Consider the following 16,063-nt stretch of genomic DNA (forward strand, 5'->3'; position numbering starts at 1 on the left):
CGCGATGAGTAACGACGATCGTACCCAGTTCATGCCGACGCCCGGTGGCCGTGGTGGAGATCCCTTCCGCCCGGACGCTGGCCGGCCACAGCCGACGCCTGCGCCTGCACCGCTGTCGATGCCGGCCGCGCCGGTGCTGACCGGCAAGGCCGAGGGGCTCAACCCGCTGGAAAGCGCCGCCGGCCCGCTGCTGGCGCTGCTGACGCGCCTGCGCAACACCATTGCCCACCCGGCGCCGGCCAGTCTGCGCGCACAACTGCTGGCCTACCTGCGCCAGTTCGAAGAGCGTGCCGAGGCCGCCGGTGTGGTACGCAACGATGTGTTGCTGGCCCGCTACGCCTTGTGTACCGCGCTGGACGAAGCGGTGTTGAGCACGCCGTGGGGCGGCACCAGCGATTGGGGCAAGCAGAGCCTGTTGATCACCGTGCACAACGAAGCCTGGGGCGGCGAGAAGGTGTTCCAGTTGCTGGAGCATTGCCTGCAAAGTCCGCGCGAGCGCCTGTATCTGCTGGAGCTTTTGTATCTGTGCATGTGCCTGGGTTTCGAAGGGCGCTATCGGGTGATGAACGACGGTCGCAGCCAACTGGAAGCGTTGCGTGAGCGCACCGCCGCCGTCATCCGCAGCGCCCGTGGCGACTACGAGCGCGAGCTGTCGCCGCACTGGCGCGGTGTCACTGTGGCCCGTGATCGACTGGCGCAATTCATGCCGCCATGGATCGCCGTGGCCATCGGTGCGGCGCTGTTGCTGGCGCTGCTGTTCGGCCTGCGCATGAAGCTGGCCTCCGATGCCGAGCCGGTGTTCAAGAACATTCATTTCCTCGGTGAAATCCCGGTGCAGACCATCGACCGCCCTGTGGTGCAACCGAAGGTGATCGAGCGCCCACGCCTGGCCGGCTTCCTCGCCGATGAAATCCGCGCCAACCGCATTGCCGTGGAAGACGCCGTCGACCGCTCGGTGGTGACCATCCGCGGCGATGAGCTGTTCGCCTCGGGCAGCGCCAGCATCAAGGACGATTTCCAGCCGCTGATGCTGCGCATCGCCGATGCGGTGCGCAAGGTCAAGGGCCAGGTCCTGGTCACCGGGCACAGCGACAATCGGCCGATCGCCACCCTCCGGTTCCCGTCCAACTGGGCGTTGTCCGAAGCGCGGGCGCAATCGGTGCTGCAAATTCTCTCGGCCAAGACTGGCCAGCCCGAGCGCTTCAGCGCCGAAGGCCGCAGCGACACCGAGCCGTTGGCATCCAACGCCACCACAGAGGGGCGTGCGCGCAACCGTCGGGTTGAAATCACAGTATTGGCGGAGGGGGTCGAGTGAAGGCGTTTTTCAGTTTTATGACCCGCTGGGTCATCCCATTGCTGGGGCTGATCGCCCTGAGCCTGATCATCTGGTTCGTTGGCCCGCTGCTCGATTGGCTGGTGCCCGAAGGCCGCCGCTGGGCCTTGATCATCCTGGTGTTCGCGGTATGGATCGCCTACCGGGTGCTGCGCATCATCCAGGCGCGCCGTCAGGCCGCCGAAGTGATGCGCAGCCTGGCCGCGCAAACCCCACCGGACCCGACCAGCATCGCCACCGCCGAAGAGCTCGAAACCCTGCGCCAGCGCATGGACGAAGCCTTGGCCCTGCTCAAGAAAGCCAAGCTGGGCGGTGACGAGCGCCGCAACCTCTACGAGCTGCCGTGGTACGTGATCATCGGCCCGCCGGGTTCGGGCAAGACCACCGCGCTGGTCAACTCCGGGCTGCATTTCCCACTGGCCGCGCAACTGGGCGCCGGCGCGGTACGCGGTGTCGGCGGCACGCGCAATTGCGATTGGTGGTTCACCGACCAGGCGGTCCTGCTCGACACCGCCGGCCGCTACACCACCCAGGACAGCGACGCGAGCATCGACAAGGCCGCCTGGCTGGGCTTCCTGGGTCTGTTGAAAAAACAACGGGCCCGGCGCCCGATTGATGGCGCGTTCATCGCCATCAGCCTGTCCGACCTGCTGCTGGGCAGCGACGCCGAGCGCGCCGCCCATGCCGCCGCAATCCGGCTGCGGATCCAGGAGCTGTACACCCAACTGGGTGTGCGCTTCCCGATCTACCTGATGCTGACCAAGCTCGACCTCGTGCCGGGGTTCATGGAGTATTTCGATACCCTGAGCAAGGAAGAGCGCGCCCAGGTCTGGGGCATGACCTTCGCCCTGGACGATGGCAAGAGCAGCGATAGCCCGCTGGCGCACCTGCAAAGCGAATTCACCGGCCTTGAGCAGCGGCTCAACGACCGCTTGGTGGAACGCCTGCAACAAGAGCGCGACCCGGCGCGGCGCGATCTGATCTACGGTTTCCCGCAGCAGTTCGGCGCCTTGAAAGATTGCCTGCAAAGCTTCCTCGAAGGCGTGTTCAAACCCAACGCCTTCGAAGAGCGCGTGTTGCTGCGTGGCGTGTATTTCACCAGTGGCACCCAGGAAGGCAGCCCGATCGACCGCCTGATCGGCTCCATGGCCCAGAGCATGAACCTGGATCGTCAGCACCTGGCGCGCCAGACCGGCACCGGGCGCAGTTATTTCATCGAAAAACTCTTCACCGCCGTGGCCTTCGCCGAGCGCGGGCTGGTGGGCGTCGATCCGAAAGTCGAGCGGCGGCGCAAGTGGATCGCCCGCGGCGTATTGGCCTCCACCGTGGTGCTGGTGTTGGTGGTCAGCACGTTGTGGTGGGTCAGCTATCGCGCCAACCAGGCCTACATTGCCCAGGTCGACCAGAAGGTCGCGCCGTTGGGGCAAACCGTGCAGAACCTCAGCCCGGCGCAACGCGACGTCCTCGCCGTGTTGCCGTTGCTCAACGCCGTGAAACACCTGGCTGACGACGCACCGAGCTGGGCCGAAGGCCTGGGCTTGTACCAGGGCGACATGCTCGAAGCCGAGTCCGGCAGCGTCTACCGCAAGCTGCTGATCGCGGTGTTCGCGCCACGTCTGCTGACGCGGATCGAAGAGCAGCTGCACAGCGGCGGCAATTCGGATTTCCTCTACGAAGGCTTGAAGGCCTACCTGATGCTCGCCGACACCGAGCATTACGATGCCGACTTCATCAAGGCCTGGATCGCCCTGGATTGGGACCGCAGCCTGCCGCGGGATTTGCCGGCCGAGCAGCGCCAGGCCCTGACCGCGCATTTGCAGGCGCTGTTCGAGCGGCGTCCGCCCCTCGCGCGCCTCGATCCTCGCCTGGTCGAAGACCTGCGCCGCCAGTTGCAGCAATTGCCGGTGGCCCAGCGGGTCTATGACCGGATCAAGCGCCAGAAGCTGCCCGAAGGCATCCCGGACTTCCGTATCAACGAAGCCGCCGGGCGTGACGCGGCGCTGGTGTTCAGCCGCAAGAGCGGCAAGCCATTGGGCGAGCCGCTGAGCGGGTTCTTCACCGTCAAGGGTTACCGCCAGGGCTTCTTGCTCACCAGCCTGAGCCAGACCGGCACCCTGGCCGAAGAGCAATGGGTGCTTGGCCACGAAGAGGCCGATCAGCAGAACGTCGCCAGCCTGGCTGCCGATGTGCGTCGCCTGTACTTCCAGGACTACCTGCGCCAATGGGACGCCTTGCTGGCCGACATCGACTTTGTGCCGATCACCAGCGTGGCCCAGGCCGCCGATGTGCTGCGGGTGATTTCCGGCCCGACCTCACCGTTGAAAAAACTGCTGGTGGCGGTGGCGAAGGAAACCGACCTGCAACAGGATGAACGCCTGCTGGCTGCCCAAGGTGCGCCGGTAGAAGGCGGTGTGGACAAGCTCAAGGAACGCCTGGGCAGCTTGCTCGGCCAGGAGCAGGCGACGCAAAACGCACCGGCGCAAAGCGATGATCCGATCACCGCGCACTTCGCCGAGCTCAACAGCATCGTCAGCAAAAGCGAAGGCGAGCCGGCGGCCATCGACGGTTTGCTGGCCGACATGAACGCTTTGTACGTGCAGGTCAGCGCCATGGTCGGTGCCAGCGGCGACGCCTTGCTCGGCGAAGCCAAGAACCAGGCCACGGCCGCCGCTACACGCGTCAGCCTTAATGCCGAACGCCAGCCGCCGCTGGTGCAGGGCCTGGTCAAGTCGGTGGTCAACTCCACCACCAACAGCATGATGGGCGGGGTGCGCAACCAACTGAACGCCGCTTGGACCAGCGAAGTGGTGAACATCTATCGCCAGTCCCTGGCCGGGCGCTATCCGATGTCGCCAGGCAGTGCGCGGGACGCGACCCTGGATGACTTCGGCCAGTTCTTCGGCGTCGGCGGGGTGATGGACAACTACTTCCGCAAGTACCTGCAACCCTACGTCGACACCTCGACCCCGACCTGGCGCTGGCAGCCGGGCGCGGCGCAGAAGCTCGGCATCGCCCCTGGCGTGCTGCAGACCTTCCAGCGCGCGGCGACCATCCGCGATGCGTTCTTCCGTTCCGGTGGCACGCAGCCGATGGTGCGTTTCGAACTCAAGCCGGTGGCGATGGACTCGACCATCACCCAGTTCCTGCTCGACCTCGACGGCCAGCAACTGAGCTACGACCACGGCCCAAGCCGGCCGACCGCCATGCAGTGGCCGAACCCGGGCAGCATCGGCGTGGTGCGGATCTCGATCATGCCGCCGTCGTCCAGCGGTCGCTCCGGCATCACCCTGGATGGGCCGTGGGCCTGGTTCCGGCTGCTGGAACAATCGGATCTGACCGCCGGCAACTCGCCGGATCGCTTCAACCTGCGGCTGCGGGTCGATGGTGCCAGCGCCTCTTATGAGCTGCGGGCCAACAGCGCCTTCAACCCATTCAAGAGCCGGGTGCTCAGCGGCTTCAGCCTGCCGGAGCGGCTATGAGTACACCGGGCTTCTATGGAAAGTTGGCCAGCCGCGGCGATTTCGTCAGCCGTGGCTTGCCTCAGAGTTTTATCGGCCCGTGGGATTCGTGGTTGGCGGCGGGTTTGCTCGCCAGCCAGACCAGCCTCGGCGAGCGCTGGCTGGACGCCTATCTGGTCAGCCCGCTGTGGCGCTTCATGGTCGCACCGGGTGTGTGTGGCCCGGACGCCGCGGTCGGCGTGGTGATGCCGAGCATTGACCGGGTCGGCCGTTATTTCCCGCTGACTGTCGCGATGCTGCTGGAGCCCGACGCGGACCCGGCGTCGGTGGTGGGCGGTGCGGACGAGTGGTTTGAGCGGGTCGAGAACCTGTTGCTGAGCACGTTGAGTGTCGAGGCCAGTTTCGAGGCGTTCAACGAACAGCTGGAGACCCTGGGCAGCCCGATGTACCTGCCGCGCACGCCGAGCAGCCGCTTTGCCAGCCTGCATCGCTTCGATGCCACTGACCCGCAACGGCGCATGAGCGCCCTCGCCGAGGCAGCCTGCGAAGGCGCGAGCCTGTGGTGGGGCCAGGGATCGGAGCGCATTGCCCCGGGGTTGATGCGCTGCCAGGGACTGCCGGCGGCGGCTGATTTTGCGCAATTTTTGCTCGGCCAAGAAGGTGTTGTGTAGATGCGTCCAAGTGCCGGAAAAGCAATCAAGTCTGCAAGCAAGAGCCATGTCGGGATGGTCCGCCAGGTCAACGAAGACGCCTGCCTGGACCTGCCGGAAAACGGCCTCTGGGTCGTGGCCGACGGCATGGGCGGGCACGCGGCGGGCGACTACGTCAGCAGCCTGATCGTCGACAGCCTGCGCGGCATTGCCGTGGGTCGTTCGCTGGACGAATACGTCGCGGCGCTGCAAAGCGACCTGTTGCGGGTCAACGCCGCCGTGCGTGAAGAAACCGCCAACCGTGGCGTGACGATGATGGGCAGCACTGTGGTGGTGTTGGCCGCCCGTGACCTGCGCGGCATGTGCCTGTGGGCCGGTGACAGCCGTTTGTATCGCCTGCGCGACGGCGTGCTCGAAGGCATCTCCCGCGACCATAGCTACGTCCAGGATCTGCAGGACAGCGGCCTGCTCAGCGAAGCCGAGGCGCGGGTGCATCCACGGGCCAACATTGTCACCCGGGCGATTGGCGTCGAGGCGCAACTGAACCTGGCGCTGACCGAGCTGCTGCTGGTGCCCGGCGACAGTTACCTGTTGTGCAGCGACGGGCTGACCAAGACCGTCGAGGACGATGAAATCCGCGAGGTATTGAGCCACGACGAGCCCGGCGAAATCGCCAGCAGCCTGGTGTCCCTGGGCCTGATGCGCGGCGCGCCGGACAACATCACCGTGGTGGTTGTGAAGGTGCCGTCATGAGCTTGACCTTGAACATTGTCATCCCCGGTTACGACATCGAAGGGCCGATCGGCGAAGGCGCGATGGCCAGCGTGTACCTGGCGACCCAGCGTTCGCTGGAACGCAAGGTGGCGTTGAAAGTCATGGCCGCCGCACTGGCGGCCGACCCGACCTTCTGCGAGCGTTTTTTGCGCGAAGGCAAGACGCTGGCGCGCCTGTCGCACCCGCACACCGTCACCATCCATGACATCGGCAACGTCGGTGAGCTGTATTACATGGCGATGGAGTACCTGCCCAACGGCACGCTCAAGGAACGCATCGCCGCGGGCCTGACGCCGGAGCAGGGCCTGACCTACATCCGCCAGATCGCCTCGGCCCTGGGTTATGCCCACAGGCTGGGCCTGGTCCACCGTGACGTCAAGCCGGCCAACATCCTGTTCCGCGCCGATGGCACGGCGGTGCTCTCGGACTTCGGCATCGCCAAGTCCCTGGACGACCGCACCCAGTTCACCCAGGCCGGCTTTGCCGTCGGCACGCCCAGCTACATGAGCCCGGAACAGGCCCGTGGCCAAGACATCGACGGCCGCGCCGACCTGTATGCCCTGGGCGTGGTGCTCTACGAAATCCTTGTTGGCAAACTGCCGTATACCGGCAACGACGCACTGTCCACGGCCCTGGCACACCTGACCGAACCGTTGCCGGAACTGCCGGTGCACCATGGCCGTTACCAGGACGTGTTGCGCAAGCTGCTGGCGAAGGATCCGGCGGAGCGTTTCCCGGATGCGGCGGCGTTGCTGCGGGCGTTGGATAACCTGCCAGACGAGTCGGCGGAAGCGACGCTGATCCGACCGTTGTCGTTGCAACTGCCGGAGACGCCGAAACCGGTGGATGACCTGGCGGGTTTGACGCCCATGTCCATCGACATTCCCAGCGGCCCGGCTTATTCACCACCGCCGCCACAATCGCAGCCCAAGCCCGTTGCGCCGCCGATAAAACCGCCGGTTCAATCCTCGGTGTCGGAGCAACGCAAGGGGCCGGTGTTCGCCCTGGCTGCCGTTGCGGTCGCCGTGGCGCTGGCGTTGGGTGGCGCGGGTTATTGGTGGTTGTCCGGTGATGACGGCAAAGACGTGAAGACGCCAGTGGCCACGACCACCTCGGTCAAGCCACCGGAAGTGAAGCCGCCGAAGACCCCTGAAGTGCCAGCGGTCAAACCACCCGTTGCCCCTCCGGCTCAGCCACCCGTGGCGACCGAGGCCGATGGTGGCCAGCGTCCGCTGTTGATGGCCGGCAAGAAAACCCTGTTCCAGCGCGTGCTCAGCAAACCGGGGGCGAAGCTCGCCGATGCGCCGGGCGCCGCACCGGGCAAGGCGCTGCCGGCGTTTTCCGTGCTGTACGTGTATCAGCGCAAGGACGTCGACGGCGGTTCGTGGGTGCGGGTCGGCGCCGCCACTGACGGGCGCAGCGACGGCTGGTTGCCCGCCGCCCAGGTCAGCGACTGGAAGCAGAGCCTGGTGCTCAAGTTCACCGAGCGTTCCGGCCGTGCGCCGGTGATGTTCCTGCGTCAGCCTGGCGACGTGGAAAAGCTCTTGGCTAACCCATCGGCCGCCAAGAACGTGTTGCTCAAGGCCCAGCAGAGCCCGCAGGACGACCAGCAAGTGCTGGCCCTGGAGCCGGCCGCCAGCGCCGTGCCGCAGAGCCAGTTCTATCTGTTGCCGATCTTCGATTCCCGCGAGAGCCTCGATGAAAACGGTCAGCCGGTGCAGTTGCTGAATGTCGCGTCGATCGATCCTGGCAATACCCCGAAGGCGTCGAGCAACACGCCGATCACCACCGCCAATGCCGACGCGTTCCGTACCGCCGTGGTGCTTGTGGTGGACACCACCGTGTCGATGCAGCCCTACATCGACCAGGTGCGCGACGTGGTCCACGAACTGCAAACCCGCATCGCCGAGCGCGGCGAGTTGGATAGTGTCAGCTTCGGCATGGTGGGTTTCCGCAGCAGCATCAAGAAGACTCCAGGCCTGGAATACGTCGCCAAGACCTTGATCACCCTGGAGCAGGGGCGCGACCCGCAACGCTTCATGGAGCTGGCGCGTCAGGTCAAGGCATCGACGGTGTCGAGCCATTCGTTCAACGAAGATGCGTTTGCCGGGGTCATGGAAGCCGTCGAAGGCATGGACTGGTCCGGTTACGGCGGGCGTTTGATCCTGTTGGTCACCGACGCCGGGGCCCTGCGCAAGAACGATCCATTTGCCGCCACGCAAATGAACGAGGCCGAAGTGCGCCAGGCCGCACTGGGCAAGCAGATCAAGATCTACGCCTTGCACCTGCTCAGCGACGCCGGCAAGAAAACCCATGCCGGCGCCCAGAGCCAGTACCGCACCCTGACCGCCGACGCCAACCCGCAGATCGGTGACCTGTACATTCCGGTGCCGGGCGCCGACGTGCGCAAGTTCGGCGAGCGCGTCGACGAGATCGGTTCGGTGTTTGCCGACCTGGTGCATCAGGTGCGCAGCAACAAGGCGCAAAGCGTGCCGCTGTTGAGTGCCGCGCCGAGCCTGGCCGACAAGTCGGCCGCGGTCGGCTACGCGATGCACATGGACTTTTTGGGGCGTAAATCCGCCAGCCAGGCGCCGCAACTGGTCAGCGCCTGGACCGCCGACCGCGACCTGACCAACCCGGCACTGCCGGCGTTCCAGGTCTGCGTGATGCTGACCAAGCTGCAACTCAACGACCTGCAGCAGTCGCTGAAGCTGATCGTCGACGCGGCCCGCAAGACCCAGAGTTCGCCCAAGGATTTCTTCCAGGAAATCGCCAGCGCCAGTGCCTACATGAGCCGCGACCCGTCGGCCCTGCGCAAGGGCGGCAACCTGGCCGACGGCGGGATTCTCGGCGAGTACCTCGAAGGGCTGCCGTACCGCAGCAAGTCGCTGAACATGACCCAGGATCTGTGGCTGTCCTTGAGCGTGGCCGAGCAGGAAGATTTCATCGACGAGCTGGATTCGAAAATCCGCCTCTACGAAACCTTCCACAACGACCTCGCCAACTGGGTGCGCTTCGGCGATGCCGAGCCGGGTGACGCCTTGTACCGCGTTCCATTGTCGACGCTGCCGTGATGCTGACCCTGAACGCAGTGCATAAAAGCCGGGGCGCCGGCAGCCAGCGCTACAGCCTGGTGATTCCACGGCTGCATTTGCGCGGCGGTGAACAACTGGCGGTGGTCGGCCCCAGCGGCTGCGGCAAGAGCACGTTGCTGGACTTGCTGGCGCTGGTGTTGGCGCCGGATCAGGCCGGCCAGTTCGACTTCACGCCGGCCGACAAGCCGCTGGACATCGCCAAATTGTGGCGTGCGTCGCAACAGGGCACCTTGGCTGAGCTGCGCAGTCGTTACCTGGGTTATGTTCTGCAAACCGGCGGCCTGTTGGGCTTCCTGGATGTGCGCGGCAACATCGCGTTGTCGCGAAAATTGCTGGGCTTGAAGGATGACGCAAGCGTGACGCGCCTGGCTGGGCAGTTGGACATTGCCGATCAACTGGACAAGAAACCGGCGGATTTGTCCGTCGGCCAACGTCAGCGGGTCAGCTGTGCCCGGGCGTTGGCCCATGGGCCGCGCCTGCTGCTGGCCGATGAACCGACCGCCGCCCTCGACCCGCTGAACGCCGAGCGCGTCATGCAGTTGCTGGTGGCCCAGGCGCGCGAGCACGGCGTCTGCTGTGTGGTCGCGACCCACGATGAAGCGCTGGCCCGCGCCAGCGGTTTGCAGGTGCGGCGCATCAGTTGCCGTCGCGATGTCGACGGCGGTGTCACCGCCACCCTCGGGGAGGCTTGCTGATGCGCGGCGCGCTGGTGGCTTCCCTGGCCTGGCAGGATTACCGCAACGATGCCTGGCTATCGGCCTGCTCGGTGTTGGCTTTGGTGGCCGTGGTGGCGCCGTTGCTGGTGCTGTTCGGCCTGAAGTTCGGCTTGGTCAGCAGCCTCACCGAACGCTTGCAGAACGACCCGGCCACCCGGGAAATCATCCCCTTGGGCGGCGGTCGCTTCAGTGCCGAGTTCGTCGAACAATTAAGCCAGCGCAGCGACGTGGCCTTTGCTTTGCCGCGCACCCGGCAGATCGCCGCTACGGCGGATTTGAGCGGCGATGCGTCGGTCGTCACGGTCGAGATGATTCCCACCGCGGCCAGCGATCCCTTGTTCGATCATTTGCCGGTGCCGCAAGGCCTGGATCAAGTGGTGCTCAGCCAGACCGCCGCTGAAAAGCTCGGCGCCAAGGCCGGCGATTGGTTGCAGGCCAGTTTCGGCCGGCAGGTGGCCGGTCGCAGCGAGGCGCAGCGCACCCGCGTGCAGGTGCTGCACGTGCTGCCATTGGAAGCCTTCGCCCGCGACGGCTTGTTTGCGCCGCTGGCGTTGCTGGAGGCGGCGGAGGATTACCGTGACGGCCGTGCCGTGCCCGCGTTCGGCTGGCCGGGGGATGTCGCGGGCGTAGCCGGGCAACGGGTCTACCCGGCGTTTCGTTTGTATGCCCGCAGCCTCGGCGATGTCGAGCCGCTGCGGCAGTATTTCGCCGGGCAAAACCTGTTGGTATCGACCCAGGCCCAGACCATCGCACAAGTGCAATCGCTGAGCCGCAATCTGTCGATCGTGTTCTGGATCATCGCCGGGTTGGCCTTGGCCGGCGCGTTCGCGGCGATCTTTGCCGGTGCCCTGGCGGCGGTCGAGCGTAAGCGCCGGGAGCTGTCGGTGTTGCGCCTGCTGGGGGTTTCCACCGCGGCGCTGTTGCTGTTCGTGGTGTTGCAGGCGCTCTACAGCGCCACCTTTGCGGCCCTGTTGAGTGCCGGCCTGTATGGCCTCGCGCAGTCGGGCCTGAATTATTTATTTGCGCAGATGCCCGGTGAATACGCCAGTCATCTGTTGGTGCGTCACTACACCTTGGCCCTGGTGGCCGTGCTCGGCGTCAGTGCCGTCGCGGCGGCTTGTGGTGGCTGGCGGGTGGCGCGCATCCAGGCGTGTGAAGGAATTCGCGATGTATAAGTTATTGGGCGCCGCCGTGGCGCTGAGCCTCGCCGGTTTGGTCTGGGCAGATGAAGGCACGGACAAGCTGGACAACCCCAAGCCGTTGCCCGACGACGTCAGCCTGCCGCTGCCGTGCGAAGGCCAGATGGTGTTTCGCTACGTCTACATCCTCGCCCAGGGCACCCTGGACGACCGCGAGATCAGCCTCGGTTACCCGTTCAGCGAAGACGAGGCGGGCTATCAGCAGTCGTTCATTTCCGGCTACCGGCGCGACTTCATCAACGGTCAGTTCACACTCAAGGACCTGCCCAAGGACTGGAACAAGACCATCACGCCGTTGATGCCCAAGACCGACGCCAAGACGCCGCTCAAACCGATGCTGTACTTCATCGGCAAGTATGAGGTCACGGCCCGGCAATACGCCCAGGTCATGGCCCAGGCGCAGTCACTGGCCAGCGGCGAAGCGGCGCCGGCCTGCGAAACCTTGCAAGCCGATTTGCCCCAAGGCGTGGCCGGGCGTTTGCCCAAGGTGAAACTGTCGAAGTTCGAGGCTGAGCGCTTCTCGGCGGTGTACAGCGCCTGGCTGATGAAATACCACAAGGATCTTCTGCCGGTGAGCGGTCGCGGTACTTCCGCCGAAGACGGCGGGCTGGGTTTTGTGCGCTTGCCGACGGAAGTCGAGTGGGAATTCGCCGCTCGTGGTGGGCAAGCCGTGAGCCGTCAGGACCTGGAAGGGCGCCTGTTCCCAAGGCGCCTGGAAGGCAGTGAAAGCGACGGGCCGTTGGCCGATTGGGCGGTGTTCAACCAGGTCGCTGGTGGTACCGGCCAGGCGGCGCGGCTGATGCCCATCGGCACCAAACTGCCGAACCCGATTGGCCTGTTCGACGTGGTCGGCAACGCCGCCGAGATGGTCCAGGAATCCTTCCAGTTGGTGCACGCCGGTCGCCGTCAGGGCGCCTATGGCGGCTTCGTGGTCAAGGGCGGCAACTACCTGGAAGGCGAGGGCACGCTGTTCACCGGCATGCGCCGCGAATACCCGTTGTTCGCCGCCGACGGCACCGAGCAAAGCAACGAAACCACCGGTTTTCGCGTGGCCGTCGGTGCGTTGTCGGCGCCGCGTTCGCGCTACAAGGAATTGTTTGCCCAATGGCAGAAAGAAGGGCGGCTGGCGTCGCTGACTGATGCCATCGACGATGCCGACGATCCGACCAAGCGCCTGGACAGCATCATCGCCGCCAGCGTCGACCCGCGTCTGCAAGCCGAATTGGGGCTGGTCAACGAAGAGCTCAAGCGCAACGTCTCGCTCATCGCCCAGCAGCGCGAGGAAGCGGCGGGCAACCTGATTCAGTCGTCGGCCTTGGTGGCCGAGACCGTCAACAACTACAACATTCGCCTGACCAATCTGCAGAACAGCCGGCAAGCCGCCCTGGATGCCAAGGACGAGGCCAGCGCCACGCTGTTCGCCACGGCCATCGACAACGGCCGCAGCGCGCTGGATGGCGCGGTGGCGATTTATATCGACAACCTGGCCACCGGCACGCGTTACACCGATGCCGTGATCCAGGCGCAGTTTCAGCGCATCAAGGAAGAATTGGAGCGCAAACCGGTACTGGGCAAGAGCCTGGTGGCGCGTGCAACGTTATTCGTTCGTCATGTCGGGGATTATCGTCAGCAAAAACGAGCCGACCCGGCGGCGATATTGAAGGAATTGCTCGCATCGAACGCTCAGCGGTCTTGAGTGTTCGTTGTCAGCGAGCTTGGAAGGGACTCAGGCGGCGATAGCGCCGCGCTGAGCTGGTCAACACTTAAACGAGAACACAACTATGCTTTTCTCCCGTAAACCATTTGCTTCGGTTTCCAAGCGTCACTTGCTGATGGTCGCTGTCGGCTTCAGCACTGTACTGACCGGCTGCGCCACGTCGCCGACTTCCAAAGTCGCCTCGAGCACCAAGGTCGAGTACTACCCGAACTGCTACGAGCCGGTGCAGCACTTGCGCTCCACCGAAGGCAACATGACCAAGTCCGTGGTCACCGGCGCTGCCGTCGGCGCGGTTGGTGGTGCACTGCTGGGTGCCCTGACCGCGGATAAGGAAGACCGTGGCCGCAACGCCGCCATCGGTGCCGCGGGCGGCGCCCTGGCCGGTGGTGCAGCTGGTTACTACACCGAGCGCCAGAAGCAGATCGCCGATGACAACCAGCGCATCGCGTCCTACGCCGCCGACGTCAACAAAAGCGTCTCCGACATCGACCGCAGCACCGCCTACGCCAAGACTTCGCAGCAGTGCTACCAGAACGCGTTCAGCAAACTGGTTGCCGACCGCAAGGCCAAGACCGTCAACGACACTGAAGGCCGCAAGCGCCTGGCAGAAATCGTCGCCGGCCTGAAAGAGTCGAACGACCTGATTGTCGCGGTCAACGGCAAGGCTTCCGAAGATCTGAACAACTACACCCAGGCTTACGAGAAAGACCTGCAGCAAGTGGGTGTGCAGCGTACTGACGTGGTGACCGTGGCTACCGCCGATACCACGCCGGTCGTGGCGCAGACCAGCACCAAGACCAAGAAGAAAGTGACGCCGGCGAAGAAGAAAGAACTGCCAGTCGTGCCGAAAGAAGCGGTGACCACCGAGAAAACCCTGCAGACCGCCAAGGCCAAGCAGGATGAAAGCAAGCAGGTCGCTAGCGCCGGTACCACTCAGGTCAACAGCATGTGCAAAAACCCGGACCTGGGCGACTGGGCACCGGTTCCTTGCCCGAATGTTTGATTGAGTGATGGCGGCTGCTCGCTGATCAGCAGCTAAAACCTGTGGGAGCGAGCTTGCTCGCGATGGCGTCGGTTCAGTTGGCATTAATGTCGACTGACCCGCCGCCATCGCGAGCAAGCTCGCTCCCACTGTTGTTTTTGGGGGCATATCCGTTGTTGCGGTAACGGCGGCTTAGGGTTCCGCCCTTACGGCGGGTCACTTTCGAAAAGCCCGGAAGCCGGCCCAGTCGAAAGTAACCAAAGCGCTTTATGCCCCACCACTTGGTGCCTCGCTTAGGCTCGGCATGCCTGAACGAAGGTATTGCTCCGTGGGCCCGCCGCGAAGGGCCATCCATGGCCCAGAGTGTGTAAAAACCCCGAAGCCAACCCTTGCTATGATTCCCCAGGACTTCATCGCAAGGGCTGCCCATGAAACGCTTCATCCAAGGTGAACACCGAGATCAAACTACCTTGCTCCCCGAGAGCTTGGACGACTACGTCAGCGACACCAATCCGGTGCGCGTTGTCGATGTCTTCGTGGATGAGCTCGACCTGATCAGCTTGGGTTTTGACAGCGCTGTCCCCGCTAAAACGGGCCGACCGGCTTACCACCCTGCAGTCATGCTGAAGATCTACATCTACGGCTATCTCAACCGTATCCAGTCAAGCCGGCGCCTTGAGCGCGAGGCGCAGCGCAACGTCGAGCTGATGTGGCTGACCGGTCGCCTGATGCCGGATTTCAAGACCATCGCCAATTTCCGCAAAGACAACGGAAAGGCCATTCGAGGAGTCTGTCGGCAGTTCGTCGTGTTGTGTCAACAATTGGGGCTGTTCTCGGAGCATTTCGTTGCCATCGATGGCAGTAAATTCAAGGCGGTGAACCACCGCGACCGCAATTTCACCAGCGCCAAGCTGAAGCGCCGGATGGAAGAGATCGAATCAAGCATTGCCCGTTATCTGAAGGCGCTGGATGAGGCTGATCGGGAAGAGCCCAAGTCTTCAGGGCCCAAAGGCGGCCTGGAAGAGAAAATCGCCAAATTGAAGGAGCAGATGAAGGCGCTTCAGGCGATTGAAATACAGCTTGAAGCATCGCCGGACAAACAGATCTCGCTAACCGACCCGGACGCGCGCTCGATGATGATGACGAGCGGTCATGGCATCGTGGGCTACAACGTGCAGACAGCAGTCGATACCAAACACCATTTGATCGTTGCGCACGAGGTGACCAATGTCGGTCACGACCGTGATCAGCTTAGCTCGATGGCCCAGCAGGCCCGTGAGGCGATGCAAATCGAATCGTTGTCGGTGGTGGCGGACCGAGGGTATTACAAAAGCGTAGAAATCCTGGCCTGTCACGAGGCAGGGATCACAGCTTATGTGCCGAAAACGCTGAGCTCGCGGGCCAAATTTGATGGCCGTTTCGGCAATGACGAGTTTGTTTACGACGCAGACAAAGATGTCTACGTCTGCCCCGCTAAACAAGTGCTGATCTGGCGCAACTCTTACGTCGACAAGGGCAAGAAGCTGGACGTTTACTGGCACTCCAACTGCCGAGCCTGTTCGATAAAGGCGCAATGCACACCGGCCAGAGAGCGAAAAATTCGGCGCTGGGAACATGAGGCGTTACTGGAGGAAATGCAGGCCCGGCTGAACAATGAGCCGCAGATGATGAACATCCGCAAGCGAACGGTCGAGCACCCCTTCGGGACGCTGAAGCAATGGATGGGAGCGACGCATTTTCTGACACGGCGGCTGGCTGGGGTCAGCACTGAAATGAGCTTGAATGTGCTCGCTTACAATTGGAAAAGAGTGATGAAAATCCTTGGTGCGCAGGGTCTGATGAAGGCGCTGGCGGCCTGAAAGCCTGCCGTTTTGCCCCGTTAATCAAGCTATGAAGCCTTGCTAGCGTTCGTAGGGGCCGCTTGGAGCTACAGGAACCCTTCAGGTTTTAATCAGTTGGCCAACACCTGTCGGCACTACGTGCCGACGATGTTTTTATCGGTTTTTACACACTCTGGGCCCAGCGCGGCTATCCCGGCATCCATGCCGGGATGCCCACTGCGCAATGCCTGCGTTCGGCCATCGTGGTTAACGGGGCGCCGAGATCAACGTCCACCGCGAGGCGGCCTAACAGCCGACC

The 16,063-nt window shown here is 63.9% G+C and carries 10 protein-coding genes; all 10 read left to right on the forward strand.

Annotated elements, in window-relative coordinates:
* The first annotated feature begins 4 nt into the window (after positions 1-4).
* The 10 genes from AB4O09_RS01585 (at position 5) to AB4O09_RS01630 (ending at position 15,783) form a co-directional block, all read left to right on the forward strand.
* Positions 5-1,315 (forward strand): DotU family type VI secretion system protein, encoded by a 1,311-nt coding sequence (locus AB4O09_RS01585; protein ID WP_013694571.1) that lies wholly within the window; start codon positions 5-7, stop codon positions 1,313-1,315.
* Positions 1,312-4,812 carry a type VI secretion system membrane subunit TssM gene (gene tssM / locus AB4O09_RS01590; RefSeq protein ID WP_460107892.1) on the forward strand — a complete coding sequence of 1,167 codons (3,501 nt, stop codon included), beginning with the start codon at positions 1,312-1,314 and terminating at the stop codon, positions 4,810-4,812. Before AB4O09_RS01585 ends, tssM begins: the two co-directional genes overlap by 4 nt.
* Positions 4,809-5,462 (forward strand): type VI secretion system-associated protein TagF, encoded by a 654-nt coding sequence (gene tagF, locus AB4O09_RS01595; protein ID WP_003206910.1) that lies wholly within the window; start codon positions 4,809-4,811, stop codon positions 5,460-5,462. Before tssM ends, tagF begins: the two co-directional genes overlap by 4 nt.
* Positions 5,463-6,194: a PP2C family protein-serine/threonine phosphatase gene (locus AB4O09_RS01600; RefSeq protein ID WP_003206909.1), complete on the forward strand. Its 732-nt coding sequence runs from the start codon at positions 5,463-5,465 to the stop codon at positions 6,192-6,194.
* Complete coding sequence (locus tag AB4O09_RS01605) at positions 6,191-9,289, forward strand: serine/threonine-protein kinase (protein ID WP_460052894.1); 3,099 nt, start codon at positions 6,191-6,193, stop codon at positions 9,287-9,289. The genes AB4O09_RS01600 and AB4O09_RS01605 overlap by 4 nt, the downstream gene beginning before the upstream one ends.
* Positions 9,289-10,005, forward strand: coding sequence for an ABC transporter ATP-binding protein (locus AB4O09_RS01610; RefSeq protein ID WP_003206906.1), 717 nt, complete (start codon positions 9,289-9,291; stop codon positions 10,003-10,005). The genes AB4O09_RS01605 and AB4O09_RS01610 overlap by 1 nt, the downstream gene beginning before the upstream one ends.
* Positions 10,005-11,201: an ABC transporter permease gene (locus AB4O09_RS01615; RefSeq protein WP_003206905.1), complete on the forward strand. Its 1,197-nt coding sequence runs from the start codon at positions 10,005-10,007 to the stop codon at positions 11,199-11,201. Before AB4O09_RS01610 ends, AB4O09_RS01615 begins: the two co-directional genes overlap by 1 nt.
* Complete coding sequence (locus tag AB4O09_RS01620; RefSeq protein ID WP_003206903.1) at positions 11,194-12,921, forward strand: formylglycine-generating enzyme family protein; 1,728 nt, start codon at positions 11,194-11,196, stop codon at positions 12,919-12,921. Before AB4O09_RS01615 ends, AB4O09_RS01620 begins: the two co-directional genes overlap by 8 nt.
* Positions 12,922-13,006: 85 nt before the next feature.
* Positions 13,007-13,945 (forward strand): type VI secretion system-associated lipoprotein TagQ, encoded by a 939-nt coding sequence (tagQ, locus tag AB4O09_RS01625; RefSeq protein WP_003206902.1) that lies wholly within the window; start codon positions 13,007-13,009, stop codon positions 13,943-13,945.
* Between the two features lie 407 nt (positions 13,946-14,352).
* Entirely contained in the window at positions 14,353-15,783 is a 1,431-nt protein-coding gene (locus tag AB4O09_RS01630) for an IS1182 family transposase (protein ID WP_123487477.1), read from the forward strand.
* Positions 15,784-16,063: the final 280 nt, after the last annotated feature.

The organism is Pseudomonas sp. H1_F01 (assembly GCF_054681425.1).

Coding starts and splice junctions, on each gene's coding strand:
- AB4O09_RS01585 (WP_013694571.1), top strand. CDS start 5: ATGAGTAACGACGATCGTACCCAGTTCATGCCGACGCCCGGTGGCCGT.
- AB4O09_RS01620 (WP_003206903.1), top strand. CDS start 11,194: ATGTATAAGTTATTGGGCGCCGCCGTGGCGCTGAGCCTCGCCGGTTTG.
- AB4O09_RS01605 (WP_460052894.1), top strand. CDS start 6,191: ATGAGCTTGACCTTGAACATTGTCATCCCCGGTTACGACATCGAAGGG.
- AB4O09_RS01610 (WP_003206906.1), top strand. CDS start 9,289: ATGCTGACCCTGAACGCAGTGCATAAAAGCCGGGGCGCCGGCAGCCAG.
- AB4O09_RS01630 (WP_123487477.1), top strand. CDS start 14,353: ATGAAACGCTTCATCCAAGGTGAACACCGAGATCAAACTACCTTGCTC.
- AB4O09_RS01615 (WP_003206905.1), top strand. CDS start 10,005: ATGCGCGGCGCGCTGGTGGCTTCCCTGGCCTGGCAGGATTACCGCAAC.
- tagF (WP_003206910.1), top strand. CDS start 4,809: ATGAGTACACCGGGCTTCTATGGAAAGTTGGCCAGCCGCGGCGATTTC.
- AB4O09_RS01600 (WP_003206909.1), top strand. CDS start 5,463: ATGCGTCCAAGTGCCGGAAAAGCAATCAAGTCTGCAAGCAAGAGCCAT.
- tagQ (WP_003206902.1), top strand. CDS start 13,007: ATGCTTTTCTCCCGTAAACCATTTGCTTCGGTTTCCAAGCGTCACTTG.